We start from the raw sequence: 17,444 nt of genomic DNA, 5'->3' as shown, positions 1-17,444 counted from the left end.
GGCTCTCTCCGGCTCCTCGTCCATCCTGCGCGCCGGGCCCGCGGAAGCGGAAGTGGTTGGCATTTTCTCGCCACGCCACTGGAGAAGGCGCTGCGACCGCGAGGACACCCGCGCCCCGGCCGTCGCTCGCAGCTCGGCACCGCACCGCAGCCGGTCCGCAGCCGGTCCGCACCCGCCCCGACGGCGCCCCCGCGGCGGCCGCACTGCCGGACGGCGCCCACGGACCAGGAGCGGAGCTGTGCCAGAACCCCCTCAGCCCTCCCTCAAGCCCGGCCGACCGGCACCTTCCGTGGTGCGGTCGGCGCGTGCGGAGCCGGCCGCGCGCCCGCCGCGGAGCCCCGTTTCCGGCGGCGGGTGCGTGCAAGGCGGCACGCACCCCCGCCCCGCAGGTGACGCCGCTCCCCGGTCAGGCGCGATGCGCCCGATCCGGGGAGCGTGGCCCCGGTCAGATCTGCCGGTCGACGTCGGTGAGGTGGGCGAAGACCACGATGTTCGAGGCGTAGCCTCCCTTGCGGTCGAAGCTTCCGCCGCAGGTGAGCAGGCGGAGTTCGGGCCGGCCGGTGGTGCCGTACACCTCCTGGTCGGGGAAGGCCGACTTGGCGTACGTACGGACCCGGTCGACCGTGAAGACGGCGACACGGCCGTCGGCGCGGGCGACCCGGAGGGTGTTGCCGGGGCTGAGGGAGTTCAGGTTGAGGAAGATCGCCGGGCCGGTGCGGGTGTCCCGGTGGCCGACGATCACGGCGGTCCCGCGTTCTCCGGGCGTGACGCCGCTCGCGTACCAGCCGACGACGCGGGGATTGTCGGCGGGCGGGGTGGCGAGCTGCCCGGACTTGTCGAGGTCGAGGCCCAGGACGGGGGCCTCGATGGTGATCGCGGGGATGGCGAGGGCCGTGGGCCGGGAGCGGCGCAGGGGCGCGGGCGCGGGCTGCGGCCGGGGTGTGGCCGCGGCCTTCCGGGGGGCCGCGGAGACCTTCCGCGGCGTCTCCTTCGGGGTGCCGGTGGGGGCCGCGACGCCGCGTGGGGTGGGGCCGGCGGCCAGCGCGGGACCGGCCGGTTCCTCCCCCTGGGCCCACCAGACACCGCCGACGACCAGGGACACGGTCAGGGCGAGTGATCTGGTGAGCCGGAGGATCCGGCGCTGCCGGCGCGTGGTGCGTCCCCGTCGGACGGGCCCGCGCGGGTGGGGCCGGCGCGGGCTCCGCTCGTACGGGGACGAGGCCGGAACCCGGCCGACGGGGTCCGCCCCGCGCGGGAGAACGGGCCTACGCGGCGCCATCGTTGCGGCGGCGCGAACGGCGGACGAGGATCAGACCGGCAGCGCCCGCGAGGCCCGCGGCCACGGCCGATCCGACGCCGAAGGCGGAGCTGTCGTCGGCCTGGGTCGCGGTTTCGGAGGCTCCGCCGCCACCGGCGCCGACCGGGCCGTGGGGAGGCCTGTGGTGCCCGGGACCGCCACTCGCGCTGCCGCCGTTGTCACCACCACCGGTGACCGGAGGGTTGGTGGGCGGAGCGGTGGGGCAGTCGACCTGGAAGACCTTGCTCTTGCCCGCGCCGTTCTCGCCCACGAACGTCCAGTCGAGCTTGTACATGCCGTCGGGAAGGGCGAGTTCCCCGGTCTGGCCCCGCCCCGAGGTGAGGGTGATGTGACCGCTGAGCGTCGGCCCGTCCGCCTTGGGAGGCTGCGGCGCGATCGAGTAGTCGACTTCCTGGAGGGTGTCGAAGTTGAAGGCGGCGAGGTAGAAGCGGCACACCTTTGGCTCGTCCCTCTGGTCGTTGGGGTCCGTGCCCACGTTGTGGGTCTTGACGTCGCCGTTGTCGCCCGGGGCGGCGTGGGCCATCGGCGCGCCCCCGAGGGTGAGGGAGCCGATGGCCAGAGCGGTGGCGGCGGTGGACAGCAGGGGACGGAGAGCCTTGACGGTCATGCGGGAGTTCCTCCAGTTCAGACATCGGATGCAATCACCCGATAATCTGACTATTTGTCACCCCATCGTGACGGAGGGTGGCAACCTGGCCGTGCCGTCCTCCGACTTCCACCCGTCCGGCCCCGCCCGGATCACGGCTCGCCGCCCGGGCCGGACCGATGGCGTCGGGCCGGACGGACGGCCCGGGCCTCCTAGATGATCCCGAAGAGGATCCCGGCGGCCAGGACCACCAAGGACGTCACCGCGGCCCATTTCACCGTGAACCTGGTGTGGTCGCCGAACTCCACCTTCGCCATGCCGACGAGCACGTACACCGCCGGGACCAGCGGGCTCGACATGTGCAGCGCCTGACCGACCAGGGACGCCCGGGCGATCTCCAGCGGGGACACCCCGTGGGCCGCTCCCGCCTCGGCGAGCACCGGCAGGACACCGAAGTAGAAGCCGTCGTTGGACATGAAGTACGTGAGCGGCAGGCTCAGCACTCCGGTCACGAGGGCCATGTGCGGGCCCATGCCCTCGGGGATGGCGCCGACCAGCCAGTCCGCCATGTGCTTGACCATGCCGGTGCCGGTGAGGACACCGGTGAAGACGGCGGCGGCGAAGACCATGCCGGCGACGTTGAGGACGTTGTCCGCGTGGGCTGCGAGCCGGGCCTTCTGCTCGCCCATCCTGGGGTAGTTCACGGTGAGCGCGAGCGCGGCACCGAGCAGGAAGAGCACCGGGATCGGCAGCAGCTCCGTGATCATGGCGGCGAGCAGGGCCACGGTGAGCCCGGCGTTGAACCAGTACAGCCGGGGCCGCAGGGTCTCACGCTCGGGGTCGAGCCCCGGGAAGCCCTCCTCGCCGCCGTGGCCTCCGGCGGGCAGATCCGCGCCCCCGTCCGCACCGGGCCCCTCGGCGCCCGCCTTGCCGGGGCCCGGCCTGGCGGCTCCGTCGCCGTCCGCGCGGCCGTTCGCGTCACCGGCGTCACCGTCACCGGCGCCGCCACCCGGGGCGACGAGGACCGTCTCGCTCTTCGGTGCCAGCGCCTCGTCGAGGCTCAGGTAGCCGATGCGCGAGCGCTCGCGGCGGCCGAGGACGTAGGCGAGCACGAGGACGAAGAGCAGGCCGGCACCGAGCGCGGGGATCATCGGGACGAAGATGTCGGCCGCGTCCAGCTTGAGCGCCGTGGCCGCGCGGGCCGTGGGGCCGCCCCACGGAAGGGTGTTCATGACGCCGTTCGCGGTGGCCGCGACTCCGGTCATGACGACGAGGCTCATCCCGAGACGCTTGTAGAGCGGATACATCGCCGAGACGGTGATCATGAAGGTGGTCGAGCCGTCGCCGTCCAGCGAGACGACGGCGGCGAGCACCGCCGTACCGACCACGACCCGCAACGGGTCGGCCTTGCAGAAGCGCAGGATGCCGCGGACGATCGGATCGAAGAGGCCGACGTCGATCATGACGCCGAAGTAGACGATCGCGAACATCAGCATCGCGGCCGTGGGCGCCAGCTTGCCGACGCCCTCGATGACGTAGTCGCCCAGCTGGGCGCCTTGTCCGACGGCGACGCAGAAAAGCGCCGGAACGAGCACGAGCGCCGCGATCGGCGACATCTTCTTCATCATGATCAGGACCAGGAAGGTCGCGATCATGGCGAAGCCGAGGATGGTCAGCATGGGAGGACACCTCACGTTCACCCTTGAACTCCCGCCAGAGCGGCGGTGCGGATGACGGTAGGTGCCTGCTTCCGGCGTTAACAAGACGTTGACGCGTGAGCAATACGAGCAAAACCCCAGGTCACGGCATGGGTGATCCGCTGGGGCTGACATGGACGGGGAATCCGTTGAGCACCGCGGTACCCGACAGAGGGTCCAGGCGGGAGCCGTCGAGCAGCTGGTTGACGTTGACTCCGGGGCGGCGCGCGGCGACCCCGAGCCGGGTGCCGGGACGGTCGTGGCCCCAGCCGTGCGGAAGGCTCACGACGCCACGGCGGACGGTGTCGGTGACCTCCACCTCGGCCTCGATCTCCCCGCCCTCGCCCTTGACCCGGGCGAGCGCCCCGGCCGCCAGGCCGAGCCGGGCCGCGTCCTCGGGGTGGACCTGCAGCGTGCAGCGGTTGGAGCCCCCGGTGAGGGCCGGGATGTTGTGCAGCCAGCTGTTGTTGGAGCGCAGATGGCGCCGGCCGACCAGCTGGAGGCTGCCGGGGCCGGGTACGGAGTCGAGGGCCGCGCGCAGCCGGGGCAGGTCGGCGGCGATCGGCGCGGGCAGCAGCTCGATCCGTCCGCTGCGGGTCTTGAGGAGACCGGGCAGCCGCGGTGCGAGCGGGCCGAGGTCGATGCCGTGCGGCGCGGCGCGCAGCGCGTCGAGGGTGAGCCCGTGCGAGCGGGCGTACGGACCGAGGCGCAGCATCAGGTCGAGGCGCCGCTCAGGTCCGCCGGTGCCGGTGAGGCCGGCGGCCACGGCCTTGGGGTCCGCCCCGTACACCGGCGAGTGGCTCTGGGTGACGGCCTTGGCGAGGGTCGAGTCGATGGCGAGGTCGTCGACGGCGGACGGCGGGGCGCCGTGCAGACCGGAGACGGCGAGGATCAGGCGGGCGTGGATCTCGCACTCGTCCATGCGCCCGGGGGCGAGGGGGACGGCGGCCGGGGTGTAGCGGACCTGGTTGCGGACGGCGAACTGGTTGAACGCGAAGTCGAAGTGCGCGCTCTGGGAGGGCGGCGGCGGGGGCAGGACGACGTCGGCGTGCCGGGAGGTCTCGTTGAGGTACGGGTCGACGGCGACCATGAAGTCGAGCGAGGCCAGGGCCGCGTCGAGGCGCTGCCCGTCGGGGGCGGACAGGACGGGGTTGGCGGCGATGGTGACGACGGCGCGGATGCGCCCCTCCCCCGGGGTGTCGATCTCCTCGGCGAGGGCGGCGAGCGGCAGCTCACCCTTGGCCTCGGGATGACCGGAGACCCTGCTGGTCCAGCGACCGAGCGCGAACCCCTTGCCGGGTCCTGCGGGACGGGGGGCGGGGGCCGTGGCGGAGAGCGGGAAGAGGGCGCCGCCGGGCCGGTCGAGATTGCCGGTGAGGATGTTGAGCACGTCGACGAGCCAGTTGCCGAGGGTGCCGTAGGCCACGGTCGACGAGCCCATCCGGCCGTAGACGGCGGCGGTCGGGGCGGCGGCGAGCGCGCGGGCGGTCGTACGGATGGCCTCGGCGTCCAGGTCGCAGGCGGCGGCGACGGCCTCGGGGCTGAACTCCGCTACCGCCCGGCGTACTTCCTCGACGCTCCCCTCCACCAGGTGGGCTTCGAGGTCACCGAGGTCGGTGAGCTCCTCGGCGAAGAGGGTGTGGACGAGGGCCGCCAGGAAGAGGGCGTCGGCACCCGGGCGGATGGCGAGGTGACGGTCGGCGAGCCGGGCGGTGCGGGTGCGGCGGGGGTCGACCACGGTGAGCGTGCCGCCGCGGCGGCGCAGCGCCTTGAGCCGTCCGGGGAAGTCCGGGGCGGTGCACAGACTTCCGTTGGAGTCCAGGGGGTTGGCGCCGAGCATCAGGAGGTGGTCGGTGCGGTCGAGATCGGGCACGGGGATCGCGAAGGCGTCACCGAAGAGCAGCCCGCTGGAGACGTGCTTGGGCATCTGGTCGAGCGTGGAGGCCGTGAAGAGGTTGCGGGTGCGCAGGGCGCCGATGAGGAGCGGCGGGTAGAGGGCGCCGGCAACCGTGTGGACGTTGGGGTTGCCGAGGACGATGGCGACGGCGTGCGGTCCGTGCTCCTCGACCAGCGGGCGGACGCGGGCGGCGACGAGGTCGAGGGCCTCGTCCCAGGTGGCCTCACGCAGAACGCCGTTCTCCCGGACGAGGGGGCGGGCGAGCCGGTCCGGGTCGGCGTCGACCTCGGGGAACGCGGCGCCCTTGGGGCAGATGAAGCCCTGGCTGAAGACGTCGTCCCGATCGCCACGGGCAGCCGTGACGCGCCCGGCGTCGAGGGTGAGGGTGAGGCCACAGGTCGCCTCGCACAGGGGGCAGATGCGCAGGGCGGTGGAGGCCTGTGAGGCCTCTCGCACGGCGGGGGCCGCCATGACGGGCTCCGGGGTGGGGGGCACCTCCGTGAGGGGCTCCGGAGTGAGGGGCACCTCCGTGAGGGGCTCCGGAGTGGGGGGTGCCTCCGTGAGGGGCTCCGGGGTGGGGGGCACATCTGTGAGGGGCACCGGAGCGGGGGGCACCTCCGTGAGGGGCTCCGAGGTGGGGGGCACCTCCGTGAGGGGCTCCGGCACGGACGTCTCCGACATGGTGGTCTCCCTGGGGCGGCGGTGGCACGCGGGTAGCGCGAGCATACCGACCGGTAGGGAGGTGCGACAGACCTCGGGCGGCGCGGGGCGGGCCGGTTCGGAAAGCTCGGCTCGTTCCGGTGGGCTCGGCTCGTTCCGTACGGCCTGCGGCTTCGGAGGGCGTCGGGTGGCGCCGGAACGGGGAGAGCGATCGCGGTCGGGAGGCCGGCCGCCGGGCCGGAGACCCCGGCCCGAGGTCCCCCGCCGGGCTTCTCCGACGGCGGATGTCAGCCCCGTGCGGGAGGCCCCGGGCCCGAGGCCCTACGCCGGAGGCCGATCCCACGCGGCAGGGCGGCGGCCCCACGCCGGAGGTCGATCCCACGCCGGAGGGCGATTCCACGCGGCAGGTCGGCCCCACGCCGGAGATCAGACCCGGTCCGGAGACGCGCGCCCGGCCGGGCGGCCCGCGGCCGCCCGGTTTCGGCTAGCCGCCCTGGCCCAACGACGGTGCGAGATAGGCGTGGAGGAGCGCGCGGGTCTCGGCGATCAGGGCCGGGTCGCCGGCCGGGTCGACGCGGAAGGCGAGCCGGAGGAGGGCGTCGGTGGCCTCGACGCCGACGAGCACCTTGCGCAGCAGGGTCGCGTCGGCGGGCCGGCCGAGCGGGGTGGCCAGCAGGCCGCAGATCCGGTCGGCGACGAGATGGTTGGGGTCCTCGTCGCCCGCATCGGCGTGGCCGGCGGCCGGGACGCCGAAGTCGACGAGGGCGAAGCCGGGCACGGTCCGCTTCATGGCGATGTACGCGTCGAGGACGGTGTCGATGACGCTCAGGGCGTCGACGGACGGCAGCGCGGCGAGGCCGGCGCCGATCCGCCCGGCGTAGCTGTCGAGGTTGCGGTGGGCGAGGGCGGCGACCATCGCCCGCTTGTTGCCGAAGAAGCGGTAGACGGAGCCGATGGGGACGCCGGCGTGGGCGGCTACGGCGCGGGTGCTCAGCTGCTCGTAGCCGGTCTCGTCGAGGAGTTCCGCGCAGGCGTCGAGGATCCGGGCGAGACGTTCGGCGCTGCGCTGCTGGACCGGGGCGCGGCGGAGCGCGGGCCCTTGGCCCGCGGCGGGCGAGCGGGGGGTGGACTGAGGCACGGGGACCATCATGCCGCCCCTCCCGGCGAAGAGGCAGTGTTCCCCTCCTGCACGGTTCCTCACCGACCGCAGGGACACTCCTGCGCGCATCCCTCACCAGCCCTGTGGTGACCCGAGTCAGTCGAAGAGGGCAACGACTCCCGTCACCCAGATCGCGAGGAACGCGACGGCACCCACCAGGCAGCCGACGCCCGCCAGCACCCCACCGACCGTCCACGGCCCGGAGGGCGCCTCCTCGTCCGTGCTCTCCGGGCCGTCCAGGTAGGTGGCGGGGTCGTCCCAGTCGACGGAGCGCCCCAGCGCTTCGGCGCAGGCCGTCCGCACGGCGAGGAGCTGCTTCTCCGCGAAGGGGGTGGCAGCCCTCGCCTCGGGGCCGCGCCAGGCGAGGGCCTTCATCCGCCGCCCGGGAGGCCCGTACCGCGCTTCGAAGGCGGCGGTCTCGTCGGCGTCGCGGTCCTCTTCGAGGTACATCCAGCGTCCGGCCTCGGCGGCATCGCCGTAGAGCCGGTACACCTCGGCCAGACGCCCACGGAGCGCCAGGTCGTCGGGATAGGACGAGACGAGGCCACGCAGACGCTGGCGCGCGGCAGGAACCCGGCCGGCGGCCAGGTCCGCATCGACTCGGTCAAGGGTCTCTCTCAGAGGCATGAGCGCATGATCGGATATCGCACCGACCAGCGTCGACCGGGTTGTCCGTCCTGGTGGCTTCAGGCGATCAGCAGGTTTCAGGCGATCAGCAGGCCGATTCCGCCCAGGGTGTAGGCGATCATCAGGCCGAACAGCGGGAGTTGGCCGGCGACCGCCCGCGCGGGCGGGAAGAGGCGGACGGAACGGTCGTGGGCGGCGACGACGCCGAGGACGTGACCGGTGACGATCGCGGCGACCTGGAGGGTGGCGAGGCCGCCCGGGCCCAGGGGTGGAGCGGGTGCGGGGACGTTGTCAGTGCCCCCTGCCATGATGACGGTGCGTGGTCCTTCGGTGACGAAGAGTGTGAAGTAGTGGGCGACGAGATAGCCGAGGGCGATGGGCAGGAGCGAGTGGGCGAAGGAGGTGAGGGGTGTGGTCAGTTCGCGGTTGAGCAGGCGCAGGGCGCCGGCGCACAGCCCGTAGAGCGCGGCGACGAGGGTGACGGCGGCGAGCAGTCCGAGCGTGGCGGTGAGGGTGCGGCCGAGGGGTGACGTCTGGAGGCTGGTGATCCACCGCGGGTTGTCGGAGAACCCGTCGTAGGCGGTGGAGCCGAGGAGGACGCAGACGGTGGCGACGAGGCCGGGCGCCTGCGGGGTGGCGTCGAGGCCGTCGAAGGGGGAGCGCAGGACCAGGCGCCCGTCGGCGCGGCGGCCGAGCGGGGAGAGCCGGGCCAGGAGGGAGGAGTAGACCTCGAAGGGGTCGGCGTGGGCGAACCAGTCGGGGCCGTAGCGGGCCGAGCCGAGGAGGTGGACGGCGGTGTGGGCGGCGAACACCGTCAGGAGGACGGGAGTGGCCGTGGGGTCGGGGGCGACGAGTTCGAGCCAGGTGAAGAGAAGGAGACCGGCGGCCGCGGGCCGGATCCCGAGGCCGGCGGGGATCGGGCGGGGTGGGCGGCGTGCCGGGAGGACGGCCTGCAGAGCGCGCAGGGGGTTGAGGAGTCGCCAGGCGGGTCCGGCGAGGAGGGAGGCGGGGACGAGGCCGACCCAGAGCAGGACGTAGACGGCGCCGGGGGCGGGGTTGCGGTCCGGGTCGTCCGGCCCGAGGAGGAGGTGGAGGACGAGGGCGAGGGCGGCGGCGGCGCCGAGGAGACGGAGGGCGGTGCGGGTCGCGGGCGCGTCCGCGAGGCGCTGGACGGCGGCCGGGAGCGGGCGGCCCGCGCGGTCCCCGTGGAAGCGGGAGGAGGACCAGAGCAGGCCGAGCGAGAGGAAGGAGACGAGGAGCGCGGCGAAGGCGCCGGCGTACGCGTAGAACGGCGACAGCGGCAGGTCGTGCTGGGCGCCCACGCCATGGGCGAGCAGCAGCGTGCCGGGCGGTGCCGGCGTGGCCGTGAGTGCCGTCATCGGACCACGAGTTGGGTCAGCACGAGTCCGGACTCGTGGGTCTCGACCTCGAAGAGGCCGGTGCGGTCGGCGGTGAGCGTGAGGGTGGCCTGCCGGCCGGGAGGCAGCTCGGTCTCGCGGTCGTAGCCGTGGACGTGGAGGGTGTCGGCGCGGTCGCTGGTCACCTGGAGGGTGAGACGTTCGCCCTTCTTCAGTTCGACCCGGGAAGGGGGCGGTTGTACGGAGTTTCCGGAGATGGCGATCGTGAGGGTACGGCCGCCCGGCGGGGCGGCCGGGGTCGTCCGGGGGGCGCCCGTGCCCGGCGTGGTGGCGGACGGCGCGTCGGCGCCCAGGGGCAGGGTGGCTTCCACGGGGCGGCCGGCGACGGCCCAGACGGTGTGGTCGTCGGCGAGGAGCCGGGCGGTGAGGGTGCGGGCGCCGGTGCGGGCGGGGACGTGCACCCAGGGGCCGTAGGCGCGGGCGGCCTCGCGACCGTCGACGAGGAGCCGGGCGTGGCCGCGGCCGGGGAGTGCGGCGCCGCCGGTGCTCTCGGGAGTGAAGCGGAACCTCTCCACCAGGAGGTGGACGTTCCAGCCGCCCTCGCTGTCCGGCCGGGCCTCGAACCGTACGACGGGGGCCCCGTCCGCGGGTACCTCGCGCAGGCGGTGCCCGGTGCTGTCCTTCGTCGCGAGGAGGCGGCCGTTGCCGCCGGTCGCCTCCTGGTGGCTGGTCCCCGGCTTGTGGTGGGTCGTCGGCCGCCCGCCACAGCCGGCGACCGCGAGCGCGCCCATCACCAGGGCGAGCAGCACGGCCGCGGTGCGGACGACGGGGCGGCGGGCGGAAGGGCGGCGCGGGGGCCGGGGGCCGACGTCCGGGCGGAGGGCGCCCGCACGGAGGACGTCCAGGCGCCGCCGCGCCCGAAGGCCGGCGACCGCGAGGCGCCGCACCCGAAGGCCGAAGTCCGGGCGGTAGCCGACCGCACGGAGGACGTCCAGGCGGCGCCGCGCCCGAAGACCGAGGGCCGGGCGACGCCGCTCCCGAAGGCCGGCGACCGGCCGGAAGGCGACCCCCCGGAGGGCAGCCGGGCGGAAGGCCGCGAGACGGACGGCCGCCTGGCGGACGCCGGCCCGTCGCCGGGCGCCCGCTCCGCCTCGCCGCCGGGCGGTCACGCGGCACCGCCGGCGGGCGCGGCGGAGCCCACGTCGGCGCCTGCGCCCATGACAGGGGCGGAGCCCACGTCGGCGGCTGACCCCTTGGCGGGGCCGGAGCCCACGTCGGCGCCTGGACCCCTGGCGGCGCCGGTCTCCCGATCCGGGCCGGCATTGTCGTCCCGGGCCGAGCCCGAGCCCACGCCCGGTTCCGAGCCCGCACCCGGTTCCGTGCCACCGCCCGGTTCCGAGCCCACGCCCGGTACCGAGCCCGCGCCCGGTACCGAGACACCGCCCTGCTCCGTGCCACCGCCCCCGCCGGGGCCCTCCGCATCCGAGCCGCCCTCCCCGTCGGGGCCACCCTGCGCGGTCCGGGCTGCCTGTGGGCCGTGGGTGCCTGCGACGATCACCGCCCACAGGACCCAGACGACGGCGAGGAGTGCGCGGACCCAGGCAGGGCTCAGTGGGATCCAGGGGATCATCAGGACCGCCTTGTCGAAGGCGTCGAGGAGGGTGAGCACGCCGAGGGCGACCGTGGTCCAGGCGAAGACCCGGCGGTGCGGGCGCAGGGCGAGGCCGAGCACCGTCCACCACAGGCCGGTCAGCAGGAGGGCGAGCGCGGGCAGGAGGGTCGGGGTCAGGGCGAGGGTCGAGCCGGTGACGTCGAGGGCCAGGCCGAGCAGCCCCAGGGCGGTGGCCGCGCCCGCCCAGCGGTTGTCGCGGAGCCGGCGCCACCACAGGAGGGTGCCGACAAGGGCGAGGACGGCGGCGGTGCCGAGGGTGAGCTGGGTCTCGACGCGCTGGATGCCGCGCGCGCCGTACCAGTCGCAGCCCGCGGGCAGGCGGCGGGCCTGGACGTTGTAGTCGGCGCAGACGAGGAGTTGGGCGAGTTTGACGGGTTCGCCGACGAGCCGGCGGGTGTTGCCGGAGACCTCGCCCCAGCGGGATCCGCAGGCGGGCAGGGCGTAGGGGGTGGCGGCGTCGGCGTCCCGCTGCCAGCAGTTTCCGCTGCCCTGTCCGTCCCACCACACGTCGGTGCGGTTGGGGCGGCGGGTACCGTCGCGGTCGACGCCCAGGTGGTTGCCGGCGTAGCGGTTGTGGTGGGAGGTGTCGGTCTGCTTGCCCCACGCCGATTCGCCGCGGATGAAGGCGGGGACGGCGCTGAGGAAGAAGGCCGAGCGCTGGTGACCGTAGATCCAGTTGTTCTCGTAGAGGTTCCAGTTGCCGCCGGCGGTGATGATGCCGGTGCCGGGCGGCATGGAGATCTGGGGGCAGACGACGCCCTGTTCGTAGCCGCGCTCGACGGGCGGCCTGGCGCAGGTGCCGTCGGCGACGTTCGGGTAGTAGTTCTGGTTGTTGTCGTGGATCAGGTTCCGCTCGAAGCGGGCGTGGTTCTGCGGCAGGCCGGGGTGGCCGGGGAAGGCGGAGTCCATGGAGGCGCCGCCCATGTTGTGGTCGAACTCGTTGTCGTGGACATAGACGGAGTCCCCGGCGGTGCCGCTGTAGCCGACCATGTTGTGGTGGCTGCGGCAGCCGGTGATCTCGATGGAGGGGCGGGGGACGTCGTAGCCGCGCCCGTCGTTGATGTCCGAGGCCGAGCCGGGGTAGATGCCGGAGTCGCCGTTGCCGTAGGACTCGCAGTTCTTGTAGAGGCCGTGGTCGGAGGCGAAGGTGAGGAAGCCGTACTCGTCGTTCCAGCGGGTGAGCACGTCGTCGATGACGAAGCCGTCGCCGGCGAGGACGTAGAGCGAGTTGAAGGTGGTGCGCTGGGCGGTGAAGTTGCGGAAGTAGATGCCGTCGGACTTGTCGGCGCGGATGGCGTTGAGCTTGGCGTACCTGGCGTCGATGACGACGTCGAGGCGTGAGGCTCCGGTGCCCTCGATCTGGAGGTTCTCCTTGCCGAGGATCGCGACCAGGTTCTGGTTGTGCGGGCACTGGAGCTGCTGCTCGTAGCTGAGGATCTGGTAGCCGAGCGCCGAGTCGGGAGCCTTGAGCGCGGCGCACGCGCCGGTGGGCGCGGGCAGGGAGGGCTCCTCCTCGTAGAGCCCGGGCAGGATCGCGATGGTCATGCCGGGCCGGTGCACGGCGTCGACGGCCTGCTGGAGGTGGCGGTAGCCCTGCTTCTGGCAGCGGGCGTAGAGGGCGAGGTTGCGGGCCTTGAGGTCGGCCGGGAAGCCCGCGATCCGCCGGGCGAAGTCGCCCCGGTCGCTCTTGCACACGAGGAGGTCGGGCTCTCCCGTGCGCAGGACGGGGACGCTGCCGGAGCCGTCGGGGAGGGTGACGGGCCGCTCCTCGTGCGCCTGGGCGGCGGGGGCGGTGAACAGGGCGGCGGCGAGTGCCGCGAGCACGACCGGGAGCGCGAGAAGGAACCGACGGGTCCATGACATGCGCGTGAGAGTAGAGCATTGTTCATCTTTTGGAACCCCCCGTGCACGCACCACGTCCAAGGCATCCGCGGAAGGGCCCAGGAAAGAGGGGGAAGAGCCCGGAAAGTCACCGTTGACGGGAGCGGGAGCGGAATCCTACGGTCATGCATAGGATTGTTGTGAGCGTCAGGACAGGAGCACGCGATGAACGCGGAGACCAACGCGGAACGGGCGAGAAAGACGGCCGAAGCGCTGACCTACAGCACGGGTTTCGGCAACGAGCACAGCTCCGAGGCGGTTCCGGGCGCCCTCCCCGACGGGCGGAACTCGCCGCAGCGGGCACCGCTCGGCCTGTACGCGGAGCAACTGAGCGGCAGCGCCTTCACCGAGCCGCGGGCGCACAACCGGCGCTCGTGGCTCTACCGGATCCGGCCCTCGGCCGCGCATCCGCCGTTCGCCCGGATCGACAACGGCGCCCTGCGTTCCGCGCCCTTCACCGAGACCGTGCCCGATCCCAACCGGCTGCGGTGGGACCCGCTGCCGGACCCGGCGCCCGGCACGGACTGGCTCGCGGGCCTGTGGACCCTCGGCGGCAACGGTGACGCCACGCAGCGCGCCGGCATGGCCGTGCACCTCTACCACGCGAACGCGTCCATGGAGCGGGTCTTCAGCGACGCCGACGGCGAGCTGCTCGTCGTGCCCGAGCGCGGCGGGCTGCTGCTGCGCACCGAGCTCGGCGACCTCGCGGCCGGTCCCGGCGAGGTCGCGCTGATCCCGCGCGGCGTCCGTTTCCGCGTGGAGCTGCTCGACGAGACCGCCCGCGGCTACGTGTGCGAGAACTACGGCGCCCCGTTCCAGCTGCCCGACCTCGGCCCGATCGGCGCCAACGGTCTGGCGAACGCCCGCGACTTCCGGGCGCCGGTCGCCGCGTACGAGGACGTCGAGGGCCCGGTCGAGGTCGTCAACAAGTACTGCGGAAACCTGTGGTCCGCGACCTACACCCACTCCCCGCTGGACGTGGTCGCCTGGCACGGCAACCACACCCCGTACGTCTACGACCTGCGCCGCTTCAACGTCATCGGGACGATCTCCTACGACCACCCCGACCCGTCGATCTTCACGGTGCTCACCTCGCCCTCCGACACCCCCGGCCTCGCCGGCGTCGACTTCGTCGTCTTCGCCCCGCGCTGGCTGGTGGGCGAGGACACGTTCCGGCCCCCGTACTTCCACCGCAACGTGATGAGCGAGTACATGGGCCTCATCGAGGGCGCGTACGACGCCAAGACCGCCGGCAAGGGCGGATTCGTGCCGGGCGGCGGCTCGCTGCACAACATGATGTCCGCGCACGGCCCCGACCGGGAGACCTTCGACAAGGCCAGTGCCGCCGAGCTGAAGCCGCAGAAGATCGACGACGGCCTGGCCTTCATGTTCGAGACCCGCTGGCCGGTCACCGCCACGGCCCAGGCCGCCGGTGCCGACCACCTGCAGCGCGGTTACGACGACGTGTGGCAGGGTCTGGAGCGCCATTTCCGGCCGTGAACACCCGTGGCATCCGGCCGGGTGTCTCGTAGTCGTCGTGGGGAGAGCCGTGACCGCCTTCGCTCCGGACTCGCTGGTCCTGAACCGGAAGCTTCCGCTCTGGTATCAGGTCTCGCAGTCGCTGCGCGCCTCCATACTGGGCCGCACCCCCGACGCCTCACTGCGGCTGCCCACCGAGGAGCAGCTCGCCGCGCACTACGGCGTGAGCGTGCTGACCATGCGCCAGGCCCTCAAGGAACTGGAGGAGGAGGGCCTGATCAGCAGGCACCGGCGGCGCGGCACCTTCATCGAGCCGGGCGCCCGGCGCTCCAGTCCGCGCCGGCTGCTCGGTTCGATCGACGCGATCGTGGCCCAGCAGTCCGGCGAGCGGACCACCGTGCTCGGCCACGGCACCGAGCCGGTTCCCGGCGAGCTCGCCGAGTACTTCCCCGGCGCGTCGGAGGTGGCGGTCTTCCGCCGTCTGCGCGCGGACGGCGAGAGCGGCGAGCCCACCAACTGGGCGGAGAACGCGGTGCTCCCCGAGGTCGCCGCGGGCATCGACCCGGCCGATCTGGAGCGCTGGCCGATGACGAAGGTGCTCCGCGACGTCGTGGGCGTCAGGATCAGCCGGATCACCGACACCGTCGAGGCCCGCCTCGCGGACCCGGAGACGGCGAGCCTCCTCCAGGTGCCGCTGCTCTCCCCGATCCTGCACTACACGGGCGTCACCTACGACGCCGACGGCCGGGTCGTCGACGTGGCCCGGATCCGCTACCGGGGCGACCGCTTCTCCTTCACGGTGACCGTGGAAGCGCAGTGACCCCCGGCCCCGACCGGGGCCGGCGCCGTCTCTCCCCCACCGGTCCCGGCGACGCCCCGGCTCGGCGGCGGGGGGGTGACCGGCTTTCCGGGCGCCGGTCCTTTCCCACGACGGTGGAGGGGCGCCCGCCGTGCTCACTAGCATGCGGGGCGTGACGGAAGAAGCGGTGCTCGACGACCTGCCCCTGCTCGACGAGCTGATGCCCTGGTCCGTGGCACCGCTGCGGCTCGGGCGGGCCTGGATCGTCGCGCCGGACGCGCGCACGCTGCGGGCCCGCTGGGAGCGGCTCGTCGCGGCCGAGGGGGCGGACCGGGAGGCACTGTTCCGGCCCACCCGGGCGCGGACGCCGGGCAGTTCGGTGGCCGCGCTGCCGGGGCAGCGGACCGGGACCGTGCGGCTCGCACGGGAGCCGGGGCCCTGTCCGGAGCCGGTGCGGCTCGCGCACGGGCCGTTCGACGAGCAGTGGCTGCTGCCCGACCACCGGCTGATCGACACCGCGCGGCCCGAGCTGTGGCGGGTCGCCGACGACCGGCAGCTGTTCGTCGTCGAGCAGGGCTACGTGCCGGGGGCAGCCGGCCCGGCGCTGCTGGTGACGGCCGCGCTGCCGGACGGGCGCTCCCCGGCGGGCCGGCCGGGACGGATCCGGCCGCTGTTCCGCCGGCCCGGCGGACTGGAGCCGAATCTGGCGCCCGGCCTGCCGGCGCTGCTGAGCTCGCGGTACGGGTACGAGGTCGACCCCGCGGACCTGCCGGCCTGGGCGGTGGCGGTGGCGCTGCCCTCGCCCGCGGGCTGCCGGGTGCCGCTTCCGGCGGACGGGGAGGTGTGGGCGGCGGGTGTGGCGCTCGGCCGGGAGCTCGTCGAGGTGCAGCTGCGCGGGGCCCGGGGCGGCACGCGACCGCGTCTGCCGGGCGGGCGCAGGCCCTACGTGCGGGCGGCGGTCCCCGCCCGGCCGATCGCGCTCACGTACGACCCGGACGAGGAGGTGCTGAGCCTGGACGAGGGCCGCATCTCGCCGGTGCCGGCCGCCGCGTGGGAGTTCGAGGTCGGCGGGGTGCGGATGCTCGAGCAGTGGTTCGCACACCGGACCGCGCCCGCCGAGCCGGGCAGCCTGGAGGCGATCGGGCCGGCCGGCTGGCCGCAGGAGTGGACGTCGGAGCTGCTCGAACTGATCACGGTGCTCGCCCTGCTCGCGGAACGCGAGCCGGAGCGCGCGGCGCTCACGGCGCGCGCCACGGCGGCCGGGGTGACCCGCGGCGCGCTGCGGGAGGCGGGGGTGCTGCCGGTGCCGGTTGGGGCCCGCCGGCCCGCTTCTGTCCTCGATCATCAGGAGGAGGGCCCCGAGGGGCAGTTCATGCTCCTCTGACGGGGACCGGTCAGGCGCTGGGCGGGGCGGAGGAGTCGAGCAGCCGCGCGATCGTGGAGGCGCTCGGCGCCGTCGGTCCGCTGCCGTTCCGCTCCGGGACGACCGGGGTGGGCATCCCGCTGCGCCTCGCCTCACGGAGCGAGGAGGCGGCCGGAGGGCTGGGCAGCGCCGCGTCCTGCCGCCGCCGCTCTCCCACGCGCACCTCCCGGCCCACGGGATGCCCGGCCGGTTGCGCACGATCGCGGAGGGGATTCCGGTCTCGGCGGTGACGGCCGCCGTGCGGGAGCTGCTCGGGAACGCGCCCGTGCCGGTGGACGCGGTCCGGCCGGTCGCGCACCGGGCGGCCGGGGTGCTCGCCCTGCTCGGCGGCGCTGATCGCCGGCGCGGATCGCCGGCGCTGATCGCGCTGTGCGCTCCGGCGAGGGTCGGGCGTGACGCCCGCACCCGGCACCGCGCCGGGCGGAACACCGGGTGCCGTGGGTCAGGAGAAGTGCCGGACGGGCGGGGACACGTCCGGCGGGCGGTCGGGAGCTCAGGGGCCGAGCGGGTGCGGGCGGGGTGGTGCGTCGGGGTACGCGGGTGCCCGGCCCGGACGGCCCGTCAGCCGTGGCTGCCGAAGAGCGAGCGGCGCAGTCGGCGCAACGGGGCGAAGAGCGAGACCCGCGAGCTGCGGCTGCGGTGACCGTGCACCGGCACCTCCCGCGTCCGCGACGTCAGTTCCCGCATCAGCAGCGTGGCCTCGGCCGCCTCGCGCTGGGGCACGGCGGGACCGCCGAGCACCGCGAGATGGCGGTCCAGCCGCGAACTGGTCGCGCTGCTCCCGCAGGTGATGGCAGGCACTCGCGGCCTGCTGCGCATTGCTATCTGTTCCATGTCACTCCCCACCCGTACGAGGGCACCCGGCCCGGGCAGGTTAACCCTATCGCC

General features: G+C 74.2%; 14 protein-coding genes. 3 read left to right on the top strand and 11 right to left on the bottom strand.

Translation table 11 applies throughout. The features are described from left to right. Positions 1–445 precede the first annotated feature (445 nt). From ACGF1Z_RS32480 to ACGF1Z_RS32440, 9 genes are all read right to left on the bottom strand, one after another. Positions 446–1,108 (bottom strand): class F sortase, encoded by a 663-nt coding sequence (locus ACGF1Z_RS32480; protein WP_393009783.1) that lies wholly within the window; start codon positions 1,106–1,108, stop codon positions 446–448. A gap of 157 nt (positions 1,109–1,265) precedes the next feature. Further along, positions 1,266–1,925: a hypothetical protein gene (locus tag ACGF1Z_RS32475; RefSeq protein ID WP_393009651.1), complete on the bottom strand. Its 660-nt coding sequence runs from the start codon at positions 1,923–1,925 to the stop codon at positions 1,266–1,268. A 191-nt stretch (positions 1,926–2,116) separates the two neighbouring features. After that, complete coding sequence (locus tag ACGF1Z_RS32470) at positions 2,117–3,583, bottom strand: CitMHS family transporter (protein ID WP_393009649.1); 1,467 nt, start codon at positions 3,581–3,583, stop codon at positions 2,117–2,119. Positions 3,584–3,704: 121 nt separating this feature from the next. Further along, positions 3,705–5,969 carry a molybdopterin-dependent oxidoreductase gene (locus ACGF1Z_RS32465; protein WP_393009647.1) on the bottom strand — a complete coding sequence of 755 codons (2,265 nt, stop codon included), beginning with the start codon at positions 5,967–5,969 and terminating at the stop codon, positions 3,705–3,707. Positions 5,970–6,642: 673 nt separating this feature from the next. Further along, positions 6,643–7,305, bottom strand: coding sequence for a TetR family transcriptional regulator (locus ACGF1Z_RS32460; protein WP_393009781.1), 663 nt, complete (start codon positions 7,303–7,305; stop codon positions 6,643–6,645). Between the two features lie 108 nt (positions 7,306–7,413). After that, on the bottom strand, positions 7,414–7,944 hold the full coding sequence (locus tag ACGF1Z_RS32455) for a DUF6584 family protein (RefSeq protein WP_393009645.1): 531 nt from the start codon (positions 7,942–7,944) through the stop codon (positions 7,414–7,416). 77 nt (positions 7,945–8,021) lie between these two features. Further along, a complete protein-coding gene (locus ACGF1Z_RS32450) occupies positions 8,022–9,323 on the bottom strand; it encodes a hypothetical protein (RefSeq protein WP_393009643.1) in 1,302 nt (433 codons plus the stop codon). Continuing rightward, entirely contained in the window at positions 9,320–10,093 is a 774-nt protein-coding gene (locus tag ACGF1Z_RS32445; protein WP_393009779.1) for a hypothetical protein, read from the bottom strand. The genes ACGF1Z_RS32450 and ACGF1Z_RS32445 overlap by 4 nt, the downstream gene beginning before the upstream one ends. 374 nt (positions 10,094–10,467) lie before the next feature. Beyond that, positions 10,468–12,837: a right-handed parallel beta-helix repeat-containing protein gene (locus ACGF1Z_RS32440; protein ID WP_393009641.1), complete on the bottom strand. Its 2,370-nt coding sequence runs from the start codon at positions 12,835–12,837 to the stop codon at positions 10,468–10,470. Positions 12,838–13,020: 183 nt separating this feature from the next. On the opposite strand from ACGF1Z_RS32440, the gene hmgA reads away from it, so the two are divergent. The 3 genes from hmgA (at position 13,021) to ACGF1Z_RS32425 (ending at position 16,517) form a co-directional block, all read left to right on the top strand. Beyond that, positions 13,021–14,355 carry a homogentisate 1,2-dioxygenase gene (hmgA, locus tag ACGF1Z_RS32435; RefSeq protein WP_393009639.1) on the top strand — a complete coding sequence of 445 codons (1,335 nt, stop codon included), beginning with the start codon at positions 13,021–13,023 and terminating at the stop codon, positions 14,353–14,355. Between the two features lie 49 nt (positions 14,356–14,404). After that, positions 14,405–15,154 carry a GntR family transcriptional regulator gene (locus tag ACGF1Z_RS32430; protein WP_393009637.1) on the top strand — a complete coding sequence of 250 codons (750 nt, stop codon included), beginning with the start codon at positions 14,405–14,407 and terminating at the stop codon, positions 15,152–15,154. A 142-nt stretch (positions 15,155–15,296) separates the two neighbouring features. Then, on the top strand, positions 15,297–16,517 hold the full coding sequence (locus ACGF1Z_RS32425; protein WP_393009777.1) for a type ISP restriction/modification enzyme: 1,221 nt from the start codon (positions 15,297–15,299) through the stop codon (positions 16,515–16,517). Between the two features lie 10 nt (positions 16,518–16,527). On the opposite strand, the gene ACGF1Z_RS32420 is transcribed toward ACGF1Z_RS32425, so the two are convergent. Beyond that, positions 16,528–16,713 carry a hypothetical protein gene (locus tag ACGF1Z_RS32420; RefSeq protein ID WP_393009635.1) on the bottom strand — a complete coding sequence of 62 codons (186 nt, stop codon included), beginning with the start codon at positions 16,711–16,713 and terminating at the stop codon, positions 16,528–16,530. A gap of 404 nt (positions 16,714–17,117) precedes the next feature. Beyond that, on the bottom strand, positions 17,118–17,390 hold the full coding sequence (locus tag ACGF1Z_RS32415) for a hypothetical protein (protein ID WP_393009633.1): 273 nt from the start codon (positions 17,388–17,390) through the stop codon (positions 17,118–17,120). Positions 17,391–17,444 lie beyond the last annotated feature (54 nt).

The sequence above is a fragment of the Streptomyces sp. NPDC048018 genome (assembly GCF_043202995.1).
GTDB lineage: Bacteria > Actinomycetota > Actinomycetes > Streptomycetales > Streptomycetaceae > Streptomyces.
This window is presented reverse-complemented; position numbering and strand designations above follow the sequence as displayed.

Coding starts and splice junctions, on each gene's coding strand:
- ACGF1Z_RS32475 (WP_393009651.1), bottom strand. CDS start 1,925: ATGACCGTCAAGGCTCTCCGTCCCCTGCTGTCCACCGCCGCCACCGCT.
- ACGF1Z_RS32470 (WP_393009649.1), bottom strand. CDS start 3,583: ATGCTGACCATCCTCGGCTTCGCCATGATCGCGACCTTCCTGGTCCTG.
- ACGF1Z_RS32465 (WP_393009647.1), bottom strand. CDS start 5,969: ATGGCGGCCCCCGCCGTGCGAGAGGCCTCACAGGCCTCCACCGCCCTG.
- ACGF1Z_RS32460 (WP_393009781.1), bottom strand. CDS start 7,305: ATGGTCCCCGTGCCTCAGTCCACCCCCCGCTCGCCCGCCGCGGGCCAA.
- ACGF1Z_RS32455 (WP_393009645.1), bottom strand. CDS start 7,944: ATGCCTCTGAGAGAGACCCTTGACCGAGTCGATGCGGACCTGGCCGCC.
- ACGF1Z_RS32450 (WP_393009643.1), bottom strand. CDS start 9,323: ATGACGGCACTCACGGCCACGCCGGCACCGCCCGGCACGCTGCTGCTC.
- ACGF1Z_RS32445 (WP_393009779.1), bottom strand. CDS start 10,093: ATGGGCGCGCTCGCGGTCGCCGGCTGTGGCGGGCGGCCGACGACCCAC.
- ACGF1Z_RS32440 (WP_393009641.1), bottom strand. CDS start 12,837: ATGTCATGGACCCGTCGGTTCCTTCTCGCGCTCCCGGTCGTGCTCGCG.
- hmgA (WP_393009639.1), top strand. CDS start 13,021: ATGAACGCGGAGACCAACGCGGAACGGGCGAGAAAGACGGCCGAAGCG.
- ACGF1Z_RS32425 (WP_393009777.1), top strand. CDS start 15,297: ATGCGGGGCGTGACGGAAGAAGCGGTGCTCGACGACCTGCCCCTGCTC.
- ACGF1Z_RS32415 (WP_393009633.1), bottom strand. CDS start 17,390: ATGGAACAGATAGCAATGCGCAGCAGGCCGCGAGTGCCTGCCATCACC.